Source organism: Acinetobacter sp. 1130196, from assembly GCF_000588095.1.
Classification (GTDB): domain Bacteria; phylum Pseudomonadota; class Gammaproteobacteria; order Pseudomonadales; family Moraxellaceae; genus Acinetobacter; species Acinetobacter nosocomialis.
In genome coordinates, this window is the sequence record NZ_JFWX01000020.1 from 1 (window position 1) to 19,530 (window position 19,530).

The following is a 19,530-nucleotide window of genomic DNA, read 5'->3' on the forward strand; positions in this document are numbered from 1 at the left end:
AAGCCACAGAGTTTAATCAGGCTTTGAACAAAGCCAGTAACCATACGTAAAGAAAGACGGAATAGAGATTTGATCATTAAACAGCATTGAATCGCTGTATCGGAATAAGTTTGATTTCGTCCTTGCTTGCCTTGTGGTTGTGCATACCATTGCGTCTTAGGATCAAACCAGATTGAAATATTTCCTCGCTTGATTAAAGCTTGGTTATACGAGGACCAATTGGTTGTACGATAGATTTTAGGTGTAGGCTTCTTCATCTGGAAATTATATTACTGAAGAAGCCTTCAAGAATAGCTTTGTGCAACAAAGCCTTGAGCTACTGAAAACTCAATACGACGGTTTTTAAAGCGTCCTTCTTCAGTTGTGTTTTCTGCAACAGGGTTTTCTGAACCATGGCCTTGGGCAACAAGTTTAGATGCATCTACGCCTTTAGAAACCAAGTAATCTACAACGGCTTGAGCACGGCGTTGAGAAAGGGCTTTATTGGCAGCAGCATTACCTGTTGAGTCAGTGTGACCGCCTACGTTTAATTTCACACTAGTCACTTTATTTAACAGTGTTGCAGCTTGGTCAAGAATGGCTTTGTTATCTGCAGGAATTTCACTTGAACCACTCGCGAAGTTAATAATTTGTAGGTTAAGCGCTTTAACCAAAGCATTTACATCTACATTGTTCGGGTCAATTGAGCCTAAAGCAGTTTGTGAAGCAGTTAAGCTATTACTTACAGATTGCTCAGCTGTTTGTGGTGCAGCTGAAACAACTTCAGTATGAGGAACGAGTGCTTTTACTTTTGCAGTTAAAGCTTCTAAAGCTGCGGCATCACCTGCTTTCAAAGTGATTTTGTCACCAACCCATTCTAAAGACGCGTTTGGAACTCCTTTTAAGGCACCGAGCACACCTGCTAACGCATCTTTATCGGTAAATGCAGCAGCATAAGTTTGACTGGTATCAACATTACAGTCTTTAGTCCCTGAAAGAACTTTTTTAACTTGCGTTTGTAAAGTTGCCAAGAAGCCCTGATCACCAATGCCTGCCTGACATTGACTTACTGCCCCTTTATCGTCCGTACTTAAAGTTAAAGTAGCCGGTGCAGCTGCTGCGGCCGCTACACCACTTGCAGGAGTAGTCTCGGGTACAGGTGTAGCTTCTTTATGCTGGCAAGAGCGCCATAACCAAGCAATTAATAAACCAAGAATAATAAGCGCAATAATCGGTAAAAAACCACGAGATTTACCAGTCGTTTCCGTTGCCGCTGCAAGCGGAGGTGCAGTTGATGTTGTTACTGATGATAAACCCGCACCAATACCCAATGGAGCTAATAAGCCGACTGCCCACCCTGGTAAATATGAACGAATCGTTTCCGCATGTTGACGTAAATAGTTCACAATGCTTTGTTGATCGCTTCCAGCGACTTCAGAAATCGTATTAAGACTGGGTTTGATCGCACTATTGAGTGTACTTTCAATCTCGGCAGATGGTGCAGTGCCACTTAGGTGTGTTAGTACCGTATTTTTAATTTGGTCATTATGAGAAAAAAGATCGGATAATGATGGAGCTAAACTGTTTTTTAACTGTCCAATAAGATCAGGTTTAGCAGCTAATAATGAAAGTAGAATTGGATAAAACTTAGAGAGCGCGTTAGTTTTTTCGCCTAGGAATCCATCCTGATTATTCAATATTGTTGATGATACTTTTTCTTTAAGCAGTTCTATAGGGTTTATCGACATTGTTTATTCTCCCGAATCTTATACGTCGTAACCAGCAATTTTTTGATTATTCAAATACTTCTCTTTGCTGATAGTTTTTTATTCTAATGCGCTCGAAATCTTTTGTTGTCTTTTAAATAATTTATATACAATTTTCCATCTAGTATTTACAAAACAGGCAAATCATTATGATCTGCCTGTTTATATTTTGAATAAGCTTTTAACTATTAAAAACTATACAGCAAAAGTCTGTACTACTTTACCAGTAAGGTTTTGACCCAGTAATGGCGTGTTTTTTCCTTGAGACAAGATAGTGTCTTTAGTTAACGTCCAGCTTAGTTCAGGATCTACCAACACCCACCCAGCTTCAGCTTGCCAACGCGCAGTCATGTTTGCTACCTGTGCAGGAGCACTTGTTACTTTAGTAACCCACTCAAGTGGCTCAAATAAGCCTTCATTAATGAGTTGGATACCTAGAGCTACATAAGTATCAAATGCAGTAATACCCGGTTGGGTTTCAGCAAATGGAGCCATTTTCGCTGAACTGCTTAATGGTTCGTGATGCGTACAAATTGCATCAATTACACCTTGTTTTAAACCTTGGCGTAAAAGCTCTTTATCTTGCTCAGAACGTAATGGTGGACGAACATGTGCAAGTGAGTTAAAGCCATCCGTTAATTGTTCAGTTAAATGTAACTGGTGCATTGCGACGTCGGCAGTAACAGGTAAACCTTTCGCTTTTGCTGCACGAATTAATTCAACCGATGCACCGCAAGACAACAAGCCAAAGTGAGCTTTGACACCTGTCGCTTCAATCATAAGTAGATATTTTGCAATCGCTACAGTTTCAGCAATTGCAGGAATCATTGGCAAACCTTGACGCGATGCGATAAAGCCTTCATGAGCACAGCCATCTTTAGCAAGTTGCGGCTCTTCAGCATAGAACACGACTGTTAGACCAAGACCCGCAGCATACTCAAGCGTGCGGACAACAACATCATCATTTTCAAAAGCAGCATTTGCATTTGAAACAGCAGTACACCCACCCTTTTTAAGACCTGCCATATTTGCTGGTTGCTTACCATTTAGGCCTTGAGTCTGGGCACCAATAATATGCAGATGAATCCCGCCGTCATGCCAAGCCTTTTCAATCAAGCCATGAATGAGGGCACCATTGTCTTGTACAATTGGCTTTGAGTCTGGTGGGGTAATCACGTGCAAAATACCATTGGCACGTGCAGCTTTTCCCTCAGACTTAAGCGTACCATGCTGCTGTTGACCCGGTTCACGTAAACGTGCACACAAATCAACCATGGTCGGCATTAACCATTTGCCTTGCCCATCAATGGTTTGTTCAACTTGTTCGACTGGAGCAACGAGCTTACCGTCTTGAATATATACAGTTTGTACGCTGTCTGTTTTTTGGATTGGGTCTAACACACGTACATTTTCAATTTTTACAATACTCATGTGATCCATTCCTTACAACGCAATCGCTTCAATTAAACCTTGTTCTTGAAGTTGCCCTTGCATAGACAACGCCAGTACAGCCATACGAACTGCAATACCGTTAGTAACCTGTTTTAAAATCACAGACTGGTCACCATCGGCAATACTCGAATCAATTTCTACACCGCGGTTCATTGGTCCCGGATGCATAACAATACAATCCGGTTTAGCTAAACTTAGGCGCTCTTTGTTTAAGCCATACATTCTATAAAATTCAGATTGCGAAGATAACGCTGGTGAATCAATACGCTCATTTTGAATACGTAGCGCAATAATCACATCACAACCAGTGACGCCTTCATCCATGTTATTGAACAAACGAACATAGTCACCGTATTCTGAAAAGCCAACTGGTAATAATGTATTTGGTGCAATTACACGAATGTCTTTACATCCAAGAGTTTGAAGTGCAGCCACATCTGAACGTGCCACACGAGAATGTTTAATGTCACCAATAATCGCAACACTCAAATCTTCAAATGGTTTTTTCGTCTCACGGCGAATTGTGAGCATATCGAGCATCGCTTGCGTTGGATGGGCATGACGTCCATCTCCGGCATTAATAATTGCGACTTTTGGACATACATCTTTAGCAATGAAATGTGCAGCACCCGAAGATGAATGGCGAACTACAAAAATATCGGCAGCCATTGCTTCGAGGTTCCAAAGTGTATCTCGTAAAGTCTCACCTTTTGACGTGCTTGAACGTGCTATATCAATGTTTAATACATTGGCAGACAAACGTTTTGCTGCTGCTTCAAAAGTAGTACGGGTACGTGTGGAGTTTTCAAAGAAGAGATTCATCACCGTCCGTCCTTCTAAAAGCGGGCGGTTAATTAAATTATTATTATCGTCTAAAAAGCTTTGAGCGGTATCTAAAATCTTAGTGAGGTTTTCTTTTGAAAGGCCCTCAATCGTTAAAAAATGTTTTAAATTTCCGTCTTGATTGAGCTGAACCTGGCTCGGTTGATGCAATGCTGCAATATGCATAATGGATTCCTATGGGTCGAATCGCGAAAACGTGCATAGTGTAGCTGAATTCCAGCTTTTTCGCAGAAGAACTTTACAGAATAAGACCCTAAATTGACCAGAAAATTTAGGGCCATGCCGATATTACCTTAAAGCACCAATATAATGGTGCGGAACTTGTGCCCGATAAATGTCTTCAGCCGTGATTTCTTTTTCTTCGTTTAACTGAACATTTTCCGCGATTTGTTTTTGAGGAAGCTCTGGTATGGAGTCAGTCAATGAGTTTAATCGTTCAACATAACGTTTTAATTCATCGTCATCTGTTTCCAAAGCCAGCGCTATTACATACTTTGCGTAATCTTTATTTTGGACCACATACAATGCATCTATGACCCGCCCTGTGATCCTACGCATACGCACATATATTTGTGTGGACACTGAAAAAGCTTCCGCATTGGCTACAAAACCATTCCCCATCATATCTTTCATTTATATTCCCCTATGCTTTCAAATCATAAAATTGGTTAAAAACCATTTAATAAATAAGCTTTACTCATAGAGGTTTAGCAAAATACATACCAGTTTATAGGATTTAAGCTTTAAAAATCAGTTTATTGGTTGCCAAGTGATAGGTTGCAATAATTTAAAAACCTTTACACATCAAAATAAGTTAAACTTTGCATCGTTAATATTTATATGTTTTGGTCAATCGAGTTTATGAATACCTCTTTACGTTTAAACCACTATTGGATTACTTGTGCTGATGGTTTAGAAAGCCTCTTACAAGAAGAAATAGAACAGCTTGGCACCAAAGTGACAGAACGTAAAGCTGGACGTTTAATCATTGAAGGGACACTTGAACATGCTTATCGCATTTGCATGTGGTCCCGTCTTGCCTCTCGTGTTTTACTTCCAATCCATACGTATGAACTTGAACATACACATGATGCACGTGATGTAGCGGAAGAGCTTTACGAAGGTGCAATGAGCTTTGACTGGTCACTTATTTTTGCACCACAAAGTAACTTTGCTATTCGCTTACATGCAGAACGTGAAATTAAAGTTAATACCCAATTTGCAACGCTTAGAGCAAAAGACGGTGTAGTCGATTCCTTTATGGAAGCTGTCGGCCGTCGTCCAAGTATTGATACTAAACAACCAGAAATTACGTTATATGTACTTGCTGGCAAGACTGAACATACTTATTGCCTAGATTTATCTGGTGACTCATTACATAAACGTGGCTACCGTCGTTATATGACGGATGCACCGATTAAAGAAAACCTTGCTGCAGCAATTTTACAAAAAGCTAAGCTCAAAGAACGTAATCCAGAGCTTGTCTTCGACCCAATGTGTGGTTCAGGTACTTTTATCATTGAAGCATTAATGATTTTAACTGACCGCGCACCTGGTCTTGTTCGCCGTTTTGGCTTTAATGGTTGGCATGGTCATGACCGTGAACTTTGGCTTTCACTCAAAGCTGAAGCAGCAGAACGTCATGAAAAAGCGCTTGAGCAACCACTACCTAAGTTCTATGCGTTTGATGCTGACTGGGAAGCTGTAAAAGCAACTCGTGAAAACATTATTGCAGCAGGCTTTGAAAAGCTATTAAGCCAAATTCAAATTGAAGAACGTACTTTAGCTGACTGGCCAGATTTTGCTGCTGAAAAGAAAACAGCTTTTATTGTGACTAACCCTCCATATGGCGAACGTTTAGGTGATAAAGCATCAAACCGTTCTCTTTACTTAGGGTTATCGGCACTTTTACAAAAACATTTCCCAAATCAATATGCAGCCATTATTGCAGCTCAAATTGAACAAGCAGATGTTTTAGCTTTTGAAGCACCTGAAACTTTACGTTTAATGAATGGTAAGTTACCAATTTACATTCGTTTTGGTGCAATCAAACCAGAAAAAGTAACACAGCCATTTTTAGCAACTTGGCAAGCTCAACCTGTTGAAATGGAAGAAGCTCAAGACTTTGCGAACCGTTTGCAAAAAAATATGACTGCCTTGAAAAAATGGGCCACTAAAGAAAATATTTACTGCTTACGATTATACGATGCCGACTTACCTGACTTTAATGTCGCTGTCGATTTATATGGTGACCGTTTACATGTTCAGGAATATGCACCACCAAAAACAATCGATCCTGAAAAAGCAAAAAAACGTTTTAATTTAGCACTTGCTGTAATTCGTGCTGTTACCGGTTTAAACCGCGACGCTATTTTTATTAAAACGCGTGCTCGCCAAACAGGTACTAACCAATATACGAAACAAAGCACAGCTTCAAAACGTTTTATCGTTCAAGAAGGTAAAGCTAAGATTTTAGTAAACCTGACTGACTATCTTGATACAGGTTTATTTCTTGACCATCGTCAAATGCGTTTACGTATTGCTCAAGAAGCTCGTGGTAAACACTTCCTTAACTTATATAGTTATACCTCTACAGCCAGCTTACATGCGGCTTTAGGCGGTGCTGCAAGTACTACAAGTGTCGACTTATCGAACACGTACTTGAGCTGGTCTAAAGAAAACTTCGTTTTAAATGGTTTAACTGTAGATCATGCAGATGAACAACACATGTTCTTTGCAAGTGACTGTTTTGAATGGCTAAAAGAAGGTCACGAACAATACGATCTTATCTTTATTGACCCACCTACTTTCTCTAACTCTAAAAAGTTCTACGGTACTTTCGACGTACAACGCGACCATGTGTCTCTTATTAAACGTGCTATGAACCGTTTAACAAGTGAAGGTACGCTTTACTTCTCAAATAACTACCGCGGCTTTGAAATGGATGAAGAAATTGAAGCGCTATACGACGTTGAAGAAATTACGTCTGAAACAATTGGACCCGATTTTAAACGTAATCAAAAAATCCACCGTGCATGGAAAATTCAGCATTTAGGATTGAACTGATATAAATTTGGCGAGAAGTTATCATTACTTTACGGTAATGATAACTTCGCCATGTACATTTTTCGGTTCAAACTCATAACGTGTAAAACGGTCCGCTCGGTCTGGTAGCGCCACCATTTCTAATTTTTTCTTTTCTTTAATATCTATCACCTGATTTTGTTTTTGTTCTTGATAAGGTGATAACACACTCGATCTTAATGAGTTCCAGCGAACTTCTTGTAAATAATTATCTCCTAATTCTTTGCGAGCTTGGTGCTGCTCTATTTCAGGTTTTTGTGCATCATCTTGAGCCTTAGCAATAATGACGGGTAAAGATGTGGTTACCGCACCTGTTTGAGTGGCTAGCGCACTTTCTGTCATTGGTTGTGCTGCCCAGGCATTTGATAATAATACAAACACACCGCTCAAAACTCCCAGCATATACCCTTGCTTATTATTCATTACCTACTTCCTAAAATTGTTATTGTTCGTTATATGAAATCAAACTAGCAACTTTTTAACCTTGTCGCAATGTTATAAAGAAACTTCCCGATAATTAGCATTGATCATTTTAAAATCTGAAATTCTTCACAGGCCTTTCGTGAATATTCAAGTAGTTTTATAGATTGTTATCTCAGACTTGCACCATAACTCCAGATCACTTACTGTGATTTTATAATGTATTTGCATTTAGATTTATTCATAAATAAACACCATACGAGGTGGAATAATGCTTCAGCAATGCTGTCAATTATTAGAAGATCTTCAACTTAAAGTTGCATTTATTGAAAGTGCCAGTTCAGGTTACTTAACCAGTCAGTTTTCGATTCATAAAAATAGTGGCGCTGATATTTTACTGGGCGGATTAGTGAGTTATGACCCCAGTATTAAAATCAGTGTTTTAAAAGTTGAACCAAAGTTAATCGAAACCTACACAGCAGAATCACCACAAGTAACTGAAGAAATGTGCAGGCTTGGTCAAACTCTATTTCAAAAAGCCGATATTATTGTAAGTTGTACAGGTTTACTCAAACATGGCGGAAGTGAAACCACGGAAAAACCTGTAGGTACTTTTTTTATTTGTATTTCTTATCTAGGACGTATTTATCATTACCATTATTTTTTATCAGGACATGCCGAACAAAAACTTAAAACTCTCACGCAAAAAGTGGCAGACTCAATTATTGCGCTTATATCTTCCAATCAGCATAAAAGTTAAATATAAAAAAAGAGAATATGTTTCCATATTCTCTTTTCGGTTTTAGCAGAACAAACTTAGCTGAGTTTCATTTTATCAAAGACCAAGTGACCATGCTCACCTTTAACTAAAATGGTATCACCTGCAACAAACTCACCTGACAAGATTTTTTGAGCCAAAGTGTTTTCAACCTGTTGTTGAATTGCACGTTTTAATGGACGTGCTCCGTATACAGGATCGAAACCAGCATCAATCAATAAGTCAAATGCACTGTCATCTACAGTTAAGCTCATATCACGATCAACAAGACGTGAACGTAAACGATCTAACTGAATATCCGCAATACCACGAATCTGCGCTTTCTTGAGTGAATGGAAAATTACAAGCTCATCAATCCGGTTAATAAATTCCGGACGGAAATGCTGACTTACCGCATTCATCACGACTGTACGCACTTCATCATCAGTGGCACCTTCGCCAAGCTCACGTACATCTTGTGAACCCAAGTTTGATGTCATCACAATAACCGTGTTTTTAAAGTCCACTACTCGACCTTGTGAGTCGGTTAAGCGCCCGTCATCCAACACTTGGAGCAAGATATTGAAAACATCTGGATGCGCTTTTTCAACCTCATCAAACAACACCACGCTATATGGTTTACGGCGAACAGCTTCGGTTAAAACACCGCCCTCTTCGTAACCCACATAGCCCGGAGGCGCACCAACTAAACGGCTGACAGAATGTTTCTCCATGAATTCACTCATATCGATACGAATCATGGCATCATCACTATCAAACAAGAAGTTAGCTAAAGCTTTAGTTAACTCAGTTTTACCAACACCCGTTGGTCCTAAGAACAAGAATGATCCGCTAGGACGATTCGGGTCAGACAAACCGGCACGCGAACGACGTACTGCATTCGATACCGCAACAACTGCTTCATCTTGTCCTACAACACGGTCATGCAAGAACTCTTCCATATGAAGGAGTTTTTCACGCTCGCCTTGCATCATTTTAGCAACCGGAATACCCGTTGCAGCACTAACGACTTCGGCAATTTCATTTTCAGTTACTTTAGTACGAATGAGTTTTGGCTCTTCGTTTTCTTCAGCAACTTCATCTTGCTCAAGCTGTTTTTGAAGCTCTGGAATAACGCCATATTGTAAACGTGCTGCTTCGGCTAAATCACCTTCACGCTGAGCTTTCTCAAAAGCAATACGTGCTTTATCAAGTTCAACCTGAGCTTGTTTAGTGCCTTCTACCAAAGTTTTTTCAGATTTCCACACTTCTTCGAGATCGTTATATTCTTTCTGAACTTCAGCGATCTGTTTTTCAAGATGAGTAACTTCGGCCTTACTGCCTGCATCTTCATCTTTTTTCACCGCTTCCAACTGCATTTTCAACTGGATTAAACGGCGATCAAGTTTATCAAGTGCTTCAGGTTTAGAGTCAATCTCCATTTTGATACGAGAAGCTGCCTCATCAATCAGGTCAATCGCCTTGTCTGGTAATTGACGGTCTGTAATATAACGATGAGACATTTTCGCTGCTGCAATAATCGCTGAGTCTAAAATTTGTACACCATGGTGAGTAGCATACTTTTCTTTTAGACCACGTAAAATCGCAATGGTATCTTCAACGCTTGGTTCATCCACCAGAACTTTCTGGAAACGACGTTCTAAAGCGGCATCTTTTTCAATGTATTGACGATATTCATCTAAGGTTGTTGCACCCACACAGCGCAACTCACCACGAGCCAACGCAGGTTTTAACATATTCCCTGCATCCATCGCGCCGTCACCTTTACCAGCACCAACGAGTGTATGTAACTCGTCAATGAATAAGATGATTTCGCCTTCGTGTTTCGCCAAATCTTTTAAAACAGCTTTTAAACGTTCTTCAAACTCACCACGATACTTAGCACCTGCAAGTAATGAGCCTAAATCTAGTGATAAAACACGTTTATTCTTTAAGCCTTCTGGCACTTCACCATTGACAATACGCTGTGCTAAGCCTTCAACAATAGCGGTTTTACCAACACCCGGCTCACCGATGAGTACAGGGTTGTTTTTTGTACGACGTGACAAGACCTGAATAGTGCGTCGAATTTCATCATCACGTCCAATGACCGGATCAAGTTTCCCCGATAAAGCCCGCTCAGTTAAATCAATTGTATATTTATTAAGTGAGTCACGTTGGTCTTCGTGATTATTACTCATGACTTTGTCACTACCTCGAATATGTTCAATTACTTTGCGTAAGCTGTCGGGAGTTACACCTACGGCACTTAAAATATTTTTTGTTTCGCCAGTTTCTGCTAAGCCCAATAAAACCCAGTCAGTCGACAAAAATTCATCGCCAGCTTTTTGCGCATATCGATCTGCCAAATTAAGTGCTTTAACTGCTTCAGGGTTTAAATTGACATCACCCGTCGGGTTAGCAATAGTCGGAGCATCTTTTAAAGCCTGCTCTAGCTTTTGTTTAAGTTCAGGTAACCGTGCACCTGCTTGTTGCAACAAACTAATATTAGACGGCTCTTCCAATAAAGTACTCAAAATATGAATACCTGCTATAGCCGTATGGTCTTTACCCATTGCTAAGGATTGAGCATCTGAGAGGGCTTGCTGCAAGCGGTTCGTAAATTTTTCAAATCGCATTCTTGTTATTCCTCACAACAAATTCGTACTTGTGTAATAGATGGGAACACTTTTTCGGATTTCAAATAATTTTTTATATATTTTTCATGATCTTATAAAAAATACTATGAGTAAAACTCGATTATAATATGGGTTTGTTTTGTATATATTTCAAGTACACTTCAGCTACATTTTATTAAATCGCTTAAATATTTATATTTGGTTTCGTCTGTTCCACTCTTTTCACAAAGTCTTCATTGAGAATTCCAAAAATAGGAATTAATTTATTAGGCTAATTCCATCCTGTTTTTGAAATTAAAATGCGTTTAAAACATATTATATTAACAACTTGTCTTTTTAGCTCGACTCTAGCAATAGCAGAGTTACCCCAAGACTCAAGAAGATCCGGTGGAATTGCAGTCGTTTCATTATCGACCGATATTACTCAAGTCACTTTTCAACACAAACCCGTTTTAATCAGTCAAGAAGGCCATCAACGTTATGCTGTAGTAGGTATTCCATTATCTACACCACTCGGCAGCATTCAGCTTGATACCAATAAAGCGCCTATTCAAATAGAAGTTAAGTCTTATCCTTATGCTGAGCAAAGGATTAAAGTTACCAATCAAGACTATGTGAACCCCAACCAAAGTCAATTAGACCGCTATGCTCAAGAAGCGAAAGAACAAAATGAGGTTTATAGTTCTTTCACAACAAGTTCATGGCAAAGCTTGCCTAAATTTATACGTCCAACTTCGGGAAAATTTACCAACTCTTTTGGAAGAAAACGTTTCTTCAATGGTGAAGAACGTGCACCTCATTCAGGTCTGGATATTCCAGCACCAATAGGTCAAAAAGTAGTTGCTCCAGCAGATGGTGTAGTCGTTCAAACAGGACACTATTTCTTTAATGGACAAACTGTATTAATTGATCACGGCCAAGGTTTAATTAGCATGTTTTGCCATTTAAGCGAGATAAAAGTAGAAAAGGGCCAGCGTATCCATCAAGGTGAAGTACTCGGCTTAGTCGGTAAAACAGGCCGTGTAACAGGGCCACATTTACATTGGGGAATGAGCCTTAACAATGCTCGGGTAGACCCTCAACTTTTTCTAAACCCAGCTCATTAATTTAAAGCTTTACGAAAGTACTTTGGCGCCTCGACATAACCTTCTCTTAGGTAAAATTGATGCGCTAAAGGCCTTTGCAATCCTGAGTGCAGTTCCATCCGGTCACAACCACGTTCCCTTGCCAACCGTTCTGCTTCTTGTACAAGCAAATGCCCCACTCCTTTACTACGCATATTCTCGTCAACATACAAATAACATATTTTGGCAAAGTCCCCTTTTAAGGCAATTTGCGGAATAAAATAAAGTGATAAAACTCCATATACATTTAAATCGTCAGCTGCGACCAATGTAATTGCGTTAGAATCTTTACTTAATCTTTGGAATTGTTCCTCAATCAATCTTAATGGCTGTGAATATCCCATTTGTTTCAGTAAGTGACATATAAATTCGGTATCTTTTGATTGAGCTAAACGGATATTCACCCAACATTCTCCTTTTATTTTTTGAATTGTTCTTATCATAAAAAAAGCCAACATGACTGTTAGCTTTTCTTTTCAGCTATTCATATAAAATTATGCAGCTTCAATAATCTCAAAATCGTGGGTAATTTCTACGCCACCATCAGAAAGCATTTTACTTGCTGAACAATATTTTTCAGCTGATAGCTCTACTGCTTTTGCAACCTGTTTTTCTTTTACGGCTTTACCTGTCACTACAAAGTGTAAATGGATCTTGGTGAAAACAGCTGGAATTGCATCTGCTCGCTCAGCTTTAAGCTGACATACGACATTCGTCACATCTTGACGAGATTTTTTTAAAATAGTCACAATATCAAACGAAGCACACCCACCAAGTCCCATTAATATCAATTCCATAGGACGTGGTCCACGGTTTTCGCCACCATACTCAGGTGAGCCATCCATCACTACACTATGACCACTCTCTGATTTCGCTTCAAAAGCAACATTCTCTAGCCAATGTACACTTGTTTGCATTGCAACTACCCAAAAAAAATTATAAATTTAAGCAGGGTCTGTTGACATTTCATCTATGGATTGCGTAATAGCTAAAAATTAATCCAAATAAAAACGCAAAACACAGACAAGGGCAATCCTTTGTCCCGTTTTGTAAAAAAGTTTGTTAAATTTCAGCCAAAATCTGAGGTGCGATTTAAGCATCTTAGGTGCAGCGCAAGACCAGATTTTTTTGTGCGTTTCGTTGTTAAGCTCTATTTATTTAGAATGACTAAATTCCATAGTTCTTGCTTCGTAACGTCTAGAAAAATCGTCTTATGTCGCAACCATCTGTGAAATGTCAACAGGCCCTTGTTTTGTACACTAACATAAAATGAGTTGATAAGGAATTTCATCTCTTCTGTGTAATAGCTCATCTCGAGCTTGTGTGAATTGTTTACCCTATTCGGAACATATCAAGCATGACTTCAAATTTTTCACAACTCAGCACAGATGCTTTATCTCCGGGGCAACTACCTGAATCCGTTAAAGCATTGTTAAAGCGTGCTCACATCAACAGATATCCAAAACGAACCACAATTGTTGATGCCGGAACAGAGTCAAAATCTTTATATTTAATTTTAAAAGGCTCAGTTTCAATTATTTTACGTGAAGATGATGAGCGTGAAATTGTTGTGGCATATTTGAATCCTGGTGACTTCTTTGGGGAAATGGGGCTTTTCGAACCGAACCCTCAACGTACAGCTGAAGTTCGTACCCGTGATGTCTGTGAAATTGCAGAAATTTCATATGACAACTTCCATGAACTGAGCAAACAGTATCCAGATCTCAGCTATGCCGTTTTCGCGCAACTTGTTCGTCGTTTAAAAAATACAACTCGTAAAATGACTGACCTTGCCTTCATTGATGTGTCTGGTCGTATTGCGCGTTGCTTAATCGACTTATCTTCACAACCAGAGGCAATGATCTTGCCGAATGGTCGTCAAATTCGTATTACCCGTCAAGAAATTGGACGTATTGTCGGTTGTTCACGAGAAATGGTTGGCCGTGTATTAAAGACCTTAGAAGATCAAGGTATGATCCAGACAGATGGTAAGGCTATTCTTTTTTTTGATGCATCATTAGAAGAAACTCCTGTCACTGACGAAGACTATGATGACGAAGAATAATTATTCGTAATGATTTAATAAAGAGCAAACTTCGGTTTGCTTTTTTTATATGCAACAATGAGTTAATACATAAAGCTTACAAACTATTCTATTTTTATGATTTAAGTTGAATACATATTTTCCGTTAGGCTAACTTAAAATTTCTCAAGGATTTCGCAGTATGCAATTCAAACCACTTGGTCACACTGGCATTAACCTTCCAGAAATTTGCTTAGGTACTATGACATTTGGTGAGCAAAACACTCAACAAGAAGCTTTCGAACAACTCAATTACGCTTTAGAGCACGGTTTATATTTTTGGGATACAGCAGAGATGTATTCCGTACCCCCTAAACCAGAAACATATGGTGCGACTGAAACCATTTTAGGCAATTGGTTTGCACAACATGGTCAACGTGACAAAGTATTCCTTGCTTCAAAAATTGCAGGTCCTGGCTTTGGTGGAACTCATATTCGAGAAGGTCATACCAAGTTTAATAGTGAACATATTTCACAAGCGATTGATGGTTCTCTTAAACGCCTCCAAACAGACTATATTGATCTCTACCAATTACACTGGCCAGAACGTCATACCAACTTTTTTGGCACGCTCGCTTATGGTAATCAGCAGGCCCACAATAATTACAACACTACGCCTTTAGAAGAGACATTACTTGCTCTTCAAAAAGAGATTAATCGAGGACGTATTCGTTATATCGGCTTATCTAATGAAACGCCTTGGGGCACTATGAAGTTTTTACAGCTTGCTGAAAATTTAGGTGTAAGTAAATTTGTGAGTGTGCAAAACCCCTATAGCCTGCTTAATCGTACTTATGAAATCGGTATGTCTGAGATTGCTAAATATGAAGGTGTAGGATTACTTGCATACTCTCCTCTTGCTTTTGGTTACTTAACTGGTAAGTTTAGAAATGGGGCACGTCCTGCGAATGCTCGCGTTACTCTATTTCCACGCTTTAGTCGCTATAGCAATCCACAAAGTGAATGGGCAACGGAACAATATGCACAGCTCGCTGAAAAGCATGGTTTAAGCCTGACTCAATTGGCTCTAGCCTTTATTAAACAGCAATTCTTTGTGACGAGTACAATTATTGGTGCGACTAGCTTAGATCAGCTCAAAGAGAATATTCAGGCTTTTGAAATTGAGCTTTCACCAGAAATTTTACAAGGCATAGAAGCTATTCATGTACAACAGCCTAATCCTGCCCCTTAAAAACAAAAAAACGGATGCTTAAGCATCCGTTTTTATACTTATATTAAAGTTTTAAAACTTATCTACGGCCATTATAAATAGCTAATGCTGCAGGTAAGTTTTTACGCATATCATTAATACGCTGAGCGTTAGATGGGTGAGTAGACAAGAAAGATGAACCACCAGCACCTTCAAGTTTGTTCATTTTTTCCCAGAGGGTAATAGCAGCATTTGGGTTATAACCTGCACGTGCCATTAACATTAAGCCCCCTTGGTCAGCACGGCTCTCTAAACTACGCGAATATGGTAAGCCCACCCCTACTTGCGAACCTAGTTGTGCAGCAGCCGCACCTAATTGGTTAACGTTACCGCCACCTGCATAGCTTAAGCCAATATTTAATGCCAAATCAGTTAAAGCCTGTGCGCCAATTTTACTTTTAGCATGCTCTTCTAAAGCGTGCGTCATTTCGTGGCCCATAACAGCTGCAATTTCAGCATCCGTTAGGTTGAGCTTATTCACAATACCTGTGTAGAACACGACCTTACCACCTGGTGCAACGTAGGCGTTAACAGTATCTGATTTCAGTACAGCCAACTGCCAGCTAAATGGCTGCCCTGTTTGATTTACTTGATCAGCATAAGGTTTTAAACGGTTGAAAACAGCATTAATACGGCTATAGGTACTTGAACTTGTATCTAAAGTCCCTTTAGCACGTGCTTCCTGCACCATTTTAGTAAAACCTTGTGCAGACTGCGCATTTAATGTTGCTGTATCTGCACCAGCCATGTCAGCCATTGTTGCGCAACCAGAGATTGTTACAACACCTGCAGCACACAAGCTTAAAAAAAGTTTCTTATTCATCAACATGGGTCACCTAAATCTTAAAAAAACTGTTTATTCTTTTGCACTTATTATAAGAAATAGCACATAAGCTTTGAATCTCTCATTTCTTCACGATCATAGTATTTATGTAACGATCAAGCAGATAAAGTCATCAAATAAATCCAGAACAGTAAACATATTATATTTAGGACAAGATAGACATGGCTTAAAGGCTTAACTTTCTCTTCAAGAGAGGGACTTGTCCTTTTCCATAAGAGATAACTGTTTTGTATAAAAACGACCGGGATTAAGACACAAGCAATCAAAACAGAAAGACTCATAAATGCTGTCATGAAGAAGTCAGGGTTATAATTTTGGCCATAAATGACTAGCATAGCTAACGTTGGCGAACCACCGATCGCAAACAAAAAAGAATAAAAAATGGTTTTTGAAATAGTGGGTTGCAATTTCATTTTAGTTCATCATCCATGACATCACTTATATTTCTGTTTTAATCTGAATTAGACAAAACAGAAACTGCACTTTAGTCGGATATAAAAAAGCCCCCTTTTTCAGGAGGCTTTTATCATCTTTGCAAATTAAGCAGAGAATGGGTGACGTAAAACAATTGTTTCTGCACGGTCTGGACCAGTTGAAACGATATCAATCGGACATTCGATTAATTGTTCAATACGTTTTACATAAGCCAAAGCATTTGCAGGTAATTGGTCAATGCTCGTTAAACCAACAGTTGACTCGCTCCAACCTGGCATAGTTTCATAAATTGGTTTCAAACATTCAAAAGAAACCGCATCAGAAGAACCTACACAACCTGAATCAGTATTTTCATAACCTACACAGATTTTCACTTCTTCTAAACCGTCTAAAACGTCAAGTTTAGTCAAGCAAATACCTGAAAGTGAGTTAACATCTACAGAACGGCGTAAGATTTCAGCATCAAACCAACCACAACGACGTTGACGACCAGTAGAAGCACCAAATTCATGACCTACTGTACCCAAGTGTTTACCAATTGGGTCACCAGAATCAGTTGCTGCATCGTAAACTAATTCTGTTGGGAATGGACCTGCACCTACACGTGTTGTATAAGCTTTAGTGATACCTAATACATAATCAAGATGTAAAGGCCCCATACCAGAACCAGAGCTTACGCCACCAGCAGTTGTATTTGAGCTAGTCACATACGGGTAAGTACCGTGGTCGATGTCTAAAAGTGAGCCTTGAGCGCCTTCAAACATTACAGGCTTACCTTCTTTGCGGTAGTCATGTAATACTTTAGTCACGTCAATCACTAACGGAGCAAGCACTTCACGCCATTCGTTGCAAAGAGCCAACACGTCTTCAAATTTAACTGCTTCTACACCGTAGAACTGGGTTAATTGGAAGTTATGTAACTCAAGCATTTCTTGGAGTTTTTCTTCTAACGCTGCACCACCACGAACAAGGTCAGCAACACGCACTGCACGGCGAGCTACTTTATCTTCGTAAGCAGGGCCAATACCACGACCTGTAGTACCGATTTTAGCGTTACCACGTTTCTTCTCACGAGCCTGATCAAGAGCAATGTGGTTAGGTAAAATAAGAGGACAGTTTGGAGAAATACGTAGACGTTCCTTAACTGGAACACCCTCAGCTTCCAAAATTCCCATTTCTTCAATTAATGCTGCTGGTGAAAGCACCACACCATTACCAATTAAGCACAATACGTTTTCACGTAAAATACCTGATGGAATGAGGTGTAATACAGTCTTTTTACCACCTACGACAAGAGTATGACCTGCGTTATGTCCGCCTTGATAACGTACTACCGCAGCCGCTTGATCTGTGAGCAGGTCGACGATTTTACCTTTACCTTCGTCGCCCCATTGGGTACCAAGTACCACAACATTTTTGCCCATAATAGCCTCATTACATCATGCTGTTAAAATTGGAAACCATCAGTAAAAACTTACTGCTGGCGTTTAAATCTTTTCAATATTCCATTGACCGTTTTGCGATACAAGCTGATGCGTCGCATAAGGAATAGAACCTAAATTATCATTACCTAACAATTGGACTACACGTAAGCCTTGTAAACGTGCATTTGCAATTGCCTTAAGTAAATCTGCATCAGTACCTTTAGGCGCTACTACAGTTTCAATTTCGGCAAACTGATTTGCACCTAAGGCATATAAATCACAACTGAAACCAGTAGCAGGACGTGCACGACCGAAGTGTTCACCAATACCATCGTAACGGCCACCTTGCGCTAAAGGTGCAGCACGGTTCGGTGCATAAACTGCATACATCAAACCAGTGTGATAGTGGTAACTGCGAAGTTCGACAACATCAATCCCAACATTCAGTGCTGGCCAACGGTTTTTAATTTGTTCAAGTGTAGTTTTGAGCGCATTTAATGCAGCATCAAATTCAACATCTTTTAAAATATCTGTACTTAAATGAGTTTGTAATGCTTCTAAATCACTTGCATAGCGACCAAGTGCATAGAAGTCTGAACCCATATTTAAATTTTGAGTAAATTCAGCTAACTCAGGTAATGCTTTTCTTTGATAAAGATCAGATAACTCATGCTCTTCATTTTTAGAAAGTCCGGCATATTTTACTAAGCTACGAAATAAGCCTACATGCCCTAGGTCTAAATGTGCACCTTGCAATGTATAAGCATTTTCAATGAGCCCAAGCATTACATCGACCATTTCAACATCAGCTTCAATACTATCGTGGCCATATAGCTCTGCACCTAATTGTAAAGGTGCGCGAGTCGCATTGAAATTTTGTGGTTTTGTATGTAATACAGTCCCTGCATAACAGTAACGTGCAACCCCTTCAACAGGTCTTACATGTGCATCAATACGTGCAACTTGAGGCGTCATATCAGCACGGATACCGAGTAAACGGCCTGAAAGCTGATCAATCACCTTAAAAGTTACTAAATCCAGGTCTTGATTTGATTCTGATAATGAAGACAACGATTCGATGTATTCGATAAATGGTGTATATACCAGTTGATAACCTCTTACTGAGAGGAAATCTATAGCTTCACGGCGAAGTTTTTCAATGACTTGCGCCTGTTCCGGCAATACATCTGCTACCCCGTCAGGCAGCAACCATGTCTCTGAAATGGTCATATTTCAAGCCTAAAATCTGATCAACGTGGAACGACCCCACATAAAAAAATCGGGAACACACCCGATTTCTCTTAGTGTAGCATGATACTTTGTGCCATGCACCTGACAATTTGCATAAATCTTTCTTAATAAACTCTAAAGTCAAAAAGAAGAGATTAACAATTAACAATATTATTCAATACTTTACTCTTATTCACTTTAGTTATTAATAGAGCTTGTTCGACCAAAGAATGGGCCAAT

General features: G+C 39.4%; 18 protein-coding genes. 5 read left to right on the forward strand and 13 right to left on the reverse strand.

The features are described from left to right. The 5 genes from J671_RS15250 to J671_RS15270 form a co-directional block, all read right to left on the reverse strand. Positions 1-257, reverse strand: a 257-nt coding sequence (locus tag J671_RS15250) for an IS5/IS1182 family transposase (protein ID WP_005101361.1), incomplete at its 3' end; no start/stop codon positions are given. Positions 258-284: 27 nt separating this feature from the next. Beyond that, positions 285-1,727: an OmpA family protein gene (locus tag J671_RS15255; protein WP_031982769.1), complete on the reverse strand. Its 1,443-nt coding sequence runs from the start codon at positions 1,725-1,727 to the stop codon at positions 285-287. Positions 1,728-1,940: 213 nt separating this feature from the next. Further along, on the reverse strand, positions 1,941-3,176 hold the full coding sequence (locus J671_RS15260) for a dihydroorotase (protein ID WP_004709832.1): 1,236 nt from the start codon (positions 3,174-3,176) through the stop codon (positions 1,941-1,943). A 12-nt stretch (positions 3,177-3,188) separates the two neighbouring features. After that, positions 3,189-4,205, reverse strand: a complete 1,017-nt coding sequence (locus J671_RS15265; RefSeq protein ID WP_004888022.1) for an aspartate carbamoyltransferase catalytic subunit — start codon at positions 4,203-4,205, stop codon at positions 3,189-3,191. Between the two features lie 123 nt (positions 4,206-4,328). After that, positions 4,329-4,673: a hypothetical protein gene (locus J671_RS15270; protein ID WP_004709834.1), complete on the reverse strand. Its 345-nt coding sequence runs from the start codon at positions 4,671-4,673 to the stop codon at positions 4,329-4,331. Positions 4,674-4,901: 228 nt separating this feature from the next. On the opposite strand from J671_RS15270, the gene rlmKL reads away from it, so the two are divergent. Beyond that, complete coding sequence (gene rlmKL / locus J671_RS15275) at positions 4,902-7,106, forward strand: bifunctional 23S rRNA (guanine(2069)-N(7))-methyltransferase RlmK/23S rRNA (guanine(2445)-N(2))-methyltransferase RlmL (RefSeq protein WP_031982770.1); 2,205 nt, start codon at positions 4,902-4,904, stop codon at positions 7,104-7,106. A gap of 24 nt (positions 7,107-7,130) precedes the next feature. Here the strand turns inward: rlmKL and J671_RS15280 are convergent, their stop codons facing one another. Next, a complete protein-coding gene (locus J671_RS15280; protein ID WP_004888026.1) occupies positions 7,131-7,547 on the reverse strand; it encodes a hypothetical protein in 417 nt (138 codons plus the stop codon). A 268-nt stretch (positions 7,548-7,815) separates the two neighbouring features. Here J671_RS15280 and J671_RS15285 point away from each other — a divergent pair, with 268 nt between their 5' ends. After that, on the forward strand, positions 7,816-8,304 hold the full coding sequence (locus tag J671_RS15285) for a CinA family protein (protein ID WP_031982772.1): 489 nt from the start codon (positions 7,816-7,818) through the stop codon (positions 8,302-8,304). Positions 8,305-8,360: 56 nt separating this feature from the next. Here J671_RS15285 and clpB read toward each other — a convergent pair whose 3' ends face one another. Further along, on the reverse strand, positions 8,361-10,940 hold the full coding sequence (clpB, locus tag J671_RS15290) for an ATP-dependent chaperone ClpB (RefSeq protein WP_002156879.1): 2,580 nt from the start codon (positions 10,938-10,940) through the stop codon (positions 8,361-8,363). Positions 10,941-11,239: 299 nt separating this feature from the next. Between clpB and J671_RS15295 the strand changes: the two genes are divergently transcribed. Further along, positions 11,240-12,046: a peptidoglycan DD-metalloendopeptidase family protein gene (locus tag J671_RS15295; RefSeq protein ID WP_004888031.1), complete on the forward strand. Its 807-nt coding sequence runs from the start codon at positions 11,240-11,242 to the stop codon at positions 12,044-12,046. On the opposite strand, the gene J671_RS15300 is transcribed toward J671_RS15295, so the two are convergent. Both J671_RS15300 and J671_RS15305 read right to left on the reverse strand, forming a co-directional pair. Next, positions 12,043-12,468 (reverse strand): GNAT family N-acetyltransferase, encoded by a 426-nt coding sequence (locus J671_RS15300; RefSeq protein WP_004888033.1) that lies wholly within the window; start codon positions 12,466-12,468, stop codon positions 12,043-12,045. The two genes, J671_RS15295 and J671_RS15300, sit on opposite strands and share 4 nt — an antisense overlap. Positions 12,469-12,558: 90 nt before the next feature. Next, on the reverse strand, positions 12,559-12,981 hold the full coding sequence (locus tag J671_RS15305; protein WP_001195082.1) for an OsmC family protein: 423 nt from the start codon (positions 12,979-12,981) through the stop codon (positions 12,559-12,561). A gap of 440 nt (positions 12,982-13,421) precedes the next feature. Here J671_RS15305 and crp point away from each other — a divergent pair, with 440 nt between their 5' ends. Then, positions 13,422-14,129: a cAMP-activated global transcriptional regulator CRP gene (gene crp / locus J671_RS15310; RefSeq protein ID WP_031982773.1), complete on the forward strand. Its 708-nt coding sequence runs from the start codon at positions 13,422-13,424 to the stop codon at positions 14,127-14,129. 160 nt (positions 14,130-14,289) lie between these two features. Next, positions 14,290-15,339, forward strand: a complete 1,050-nt coding sequence (locus tag J671_RS15315; protein ID WP_004888034.1) for an NADP(H)-dependent aldo-keto reductase — start codon at positions 14,290-14,292, stop codon at positions 15,337-15,339. A gap of 58 nt (positions 15,340-15,397) precedes the next feature. Here J671_RS15315 and J671_RS15320 read toward each other — a convergent pair whose 3' ends face one another. From J671_RS15320 to J671_RS15330, 4 genes are all read right to left on the reverse strand, one after another. Next, on the reverse strand, positions 15,398-16,180 hold the full coding sequence (locus J671_RS15320) for a M48 family metallopeptidase (protein ID WP_017393664.1): 783 nt from the start codon (positions 16,178-16,180) through the stop codon (positions 15,398-15,400). A gap of 116 nt (positions 16,181-16,296) precedes the next feature. After that, the gene (locus tag J671_RS0104620; RefSeq protein ID WP_002156849.1) at positions 16,297-16,614 is read right to left on the reverse strand and encodes a hypothetical protein; all 318 of its coding nucleotides are present in this window, start codon (positions 16,612-16,614) and stop codon (positions 16,297-16,299) included. A 126-nt stretch (positions 16,615-16,740) separates the two neighbouring features. Beyond that, positions 16,741-18,060 carry an adenylosuccinate synthase gene (locus tag J671_RS15325; protein ID WP_002156866.1) on the reverse strand — a complete coding sequence of 440 codons (1,320 nt, stop codon included), beginning with the start codon at positions 18,058-18,060 and terminating at the stop codon, positions 16,741-16,743. A gap of 63 nt (positions 18,061-18,123) precedes the next feature. Continuing rightward, a complete protein-coding gene (locus J671_RS15330) occupies positions 18,124-19,290 on the reverse strand; it encodes an ATP phosphoribosyltransferase regulatory subunit (RefSeq protein WP_004888036.1) in 1,167 nt (388 codons plus the stop codon). Positions 19,291-19,530: the final 240 nt, after the last annotated feature.

Bases quoted from the DNA above. Each gene is read 5' to 3' on its own strand.
- J671_RS15330 (WP_004888036.1), bottom strand. From the start codon at position 19,290: ATGACCATTTCAGAGACATGGTTGCTGCCTGACGGGGTAGCAGATGTA.
- J671_RS15315 (WP_004888034.1), top strand. From the start codon at position 14,290: ATGCAATTCAAACCACTTGGTCACACTGGCATTAACCTTCCAGAAATT.
- rlmKL (WP_031982770.1), top strand. From the start codon at position 4,902: ATGAATACCTCTTTACGTTTAAACCACTATTGGATTACTTGTGCTGAT.
- J671_RS15265 (WP_004888022.1), bottom strand. From the start codon at position 4,205: ATGCATATTGCAGCATTGCATCAACCGAGCCAGGTTCAGCTCAATCAA.
- crp (WP_031982773.1), top strand. From the start codon at position 13,422: ATGACTTCAAATTTTTCACAACTCAGCACAGATGCTTTATCTCCGGGG.
- J671_RS0104620 (WP_002156849.1), bottom strand. From the start codon at position 16,614: ATGAAATTGCAACCCACTATTTCAAAAACCATTTTTTATTCTTTTTTG.
- J671_RS15280 (WP_004888026.1), bottom strand. From the start codon at position 7,547: ATGAATAATAAGCAAGGGTATATGCTGGGAGTTTTGAGCGGTGTGTTT.
- J671_RS15325 (WP_002156866.1), bottom strand. From the start codon at position 18,060: ATGGGCAAAAATGTTGTGGTACTTGGTACCCAATGGGGCGACGAAGGT.
- J671_RS15295 (WP_004888031.1), top strand. From the start codon at position 11,240: ATGCGTTTAAAACATATTATATTAACAACTTGTCTTTTTAGCTCGACT.
- J671_RS15320 (WP_017393664.1), bottom strand. From the start codon at position 16,180: ATGAATAAGAAACTTTTTTTAAGCTTGTGTGCTGCAGGTGTTGTAACA.
- clpB (WP_002156879.1), bottom strand. From the start codon at position 10,940: ATGCGATTTGAAAAATTTACGAACCGCTTGCAGCAAGCCCTCTCAGAT.
- J671_RS15285 (WP_031982772.1), top strand. From the start codon at position 7,816: ATGCTTCAGCAATGCTGTCAATTATTAGAAGATCTTCAACTTAAAGTT.
- J671_RS15255 (WP_031982769.1), bottom strand. From the start codon at position 1,727: ATGTCGATAAACCCTATAGAACTGCTTAAAGAAAAAGTATCATCAACA.
- J671_RS15260 (WP_004709832.1), bottom strand. From the start codon at position 3,176: ATGAGTATTGTAAAAATTGAAAATGTACGTGTGTTAGACCCAATCCAA.
- J671_RS15270 (WP_004709834.1), bottom strand. From the start codon at position 4,673: ATGAAAGATATGATGGGGAATGGTTTTGTAGCCAATGCGGAAGCTTTT.
- J671_RS15305 (WP_001195082.1), bottom strand. From the start codon at position 12,981: ATGCAAACAAGTGTACATTGGCTAGAGAATGTTGCTTTTGAAGCGAAA.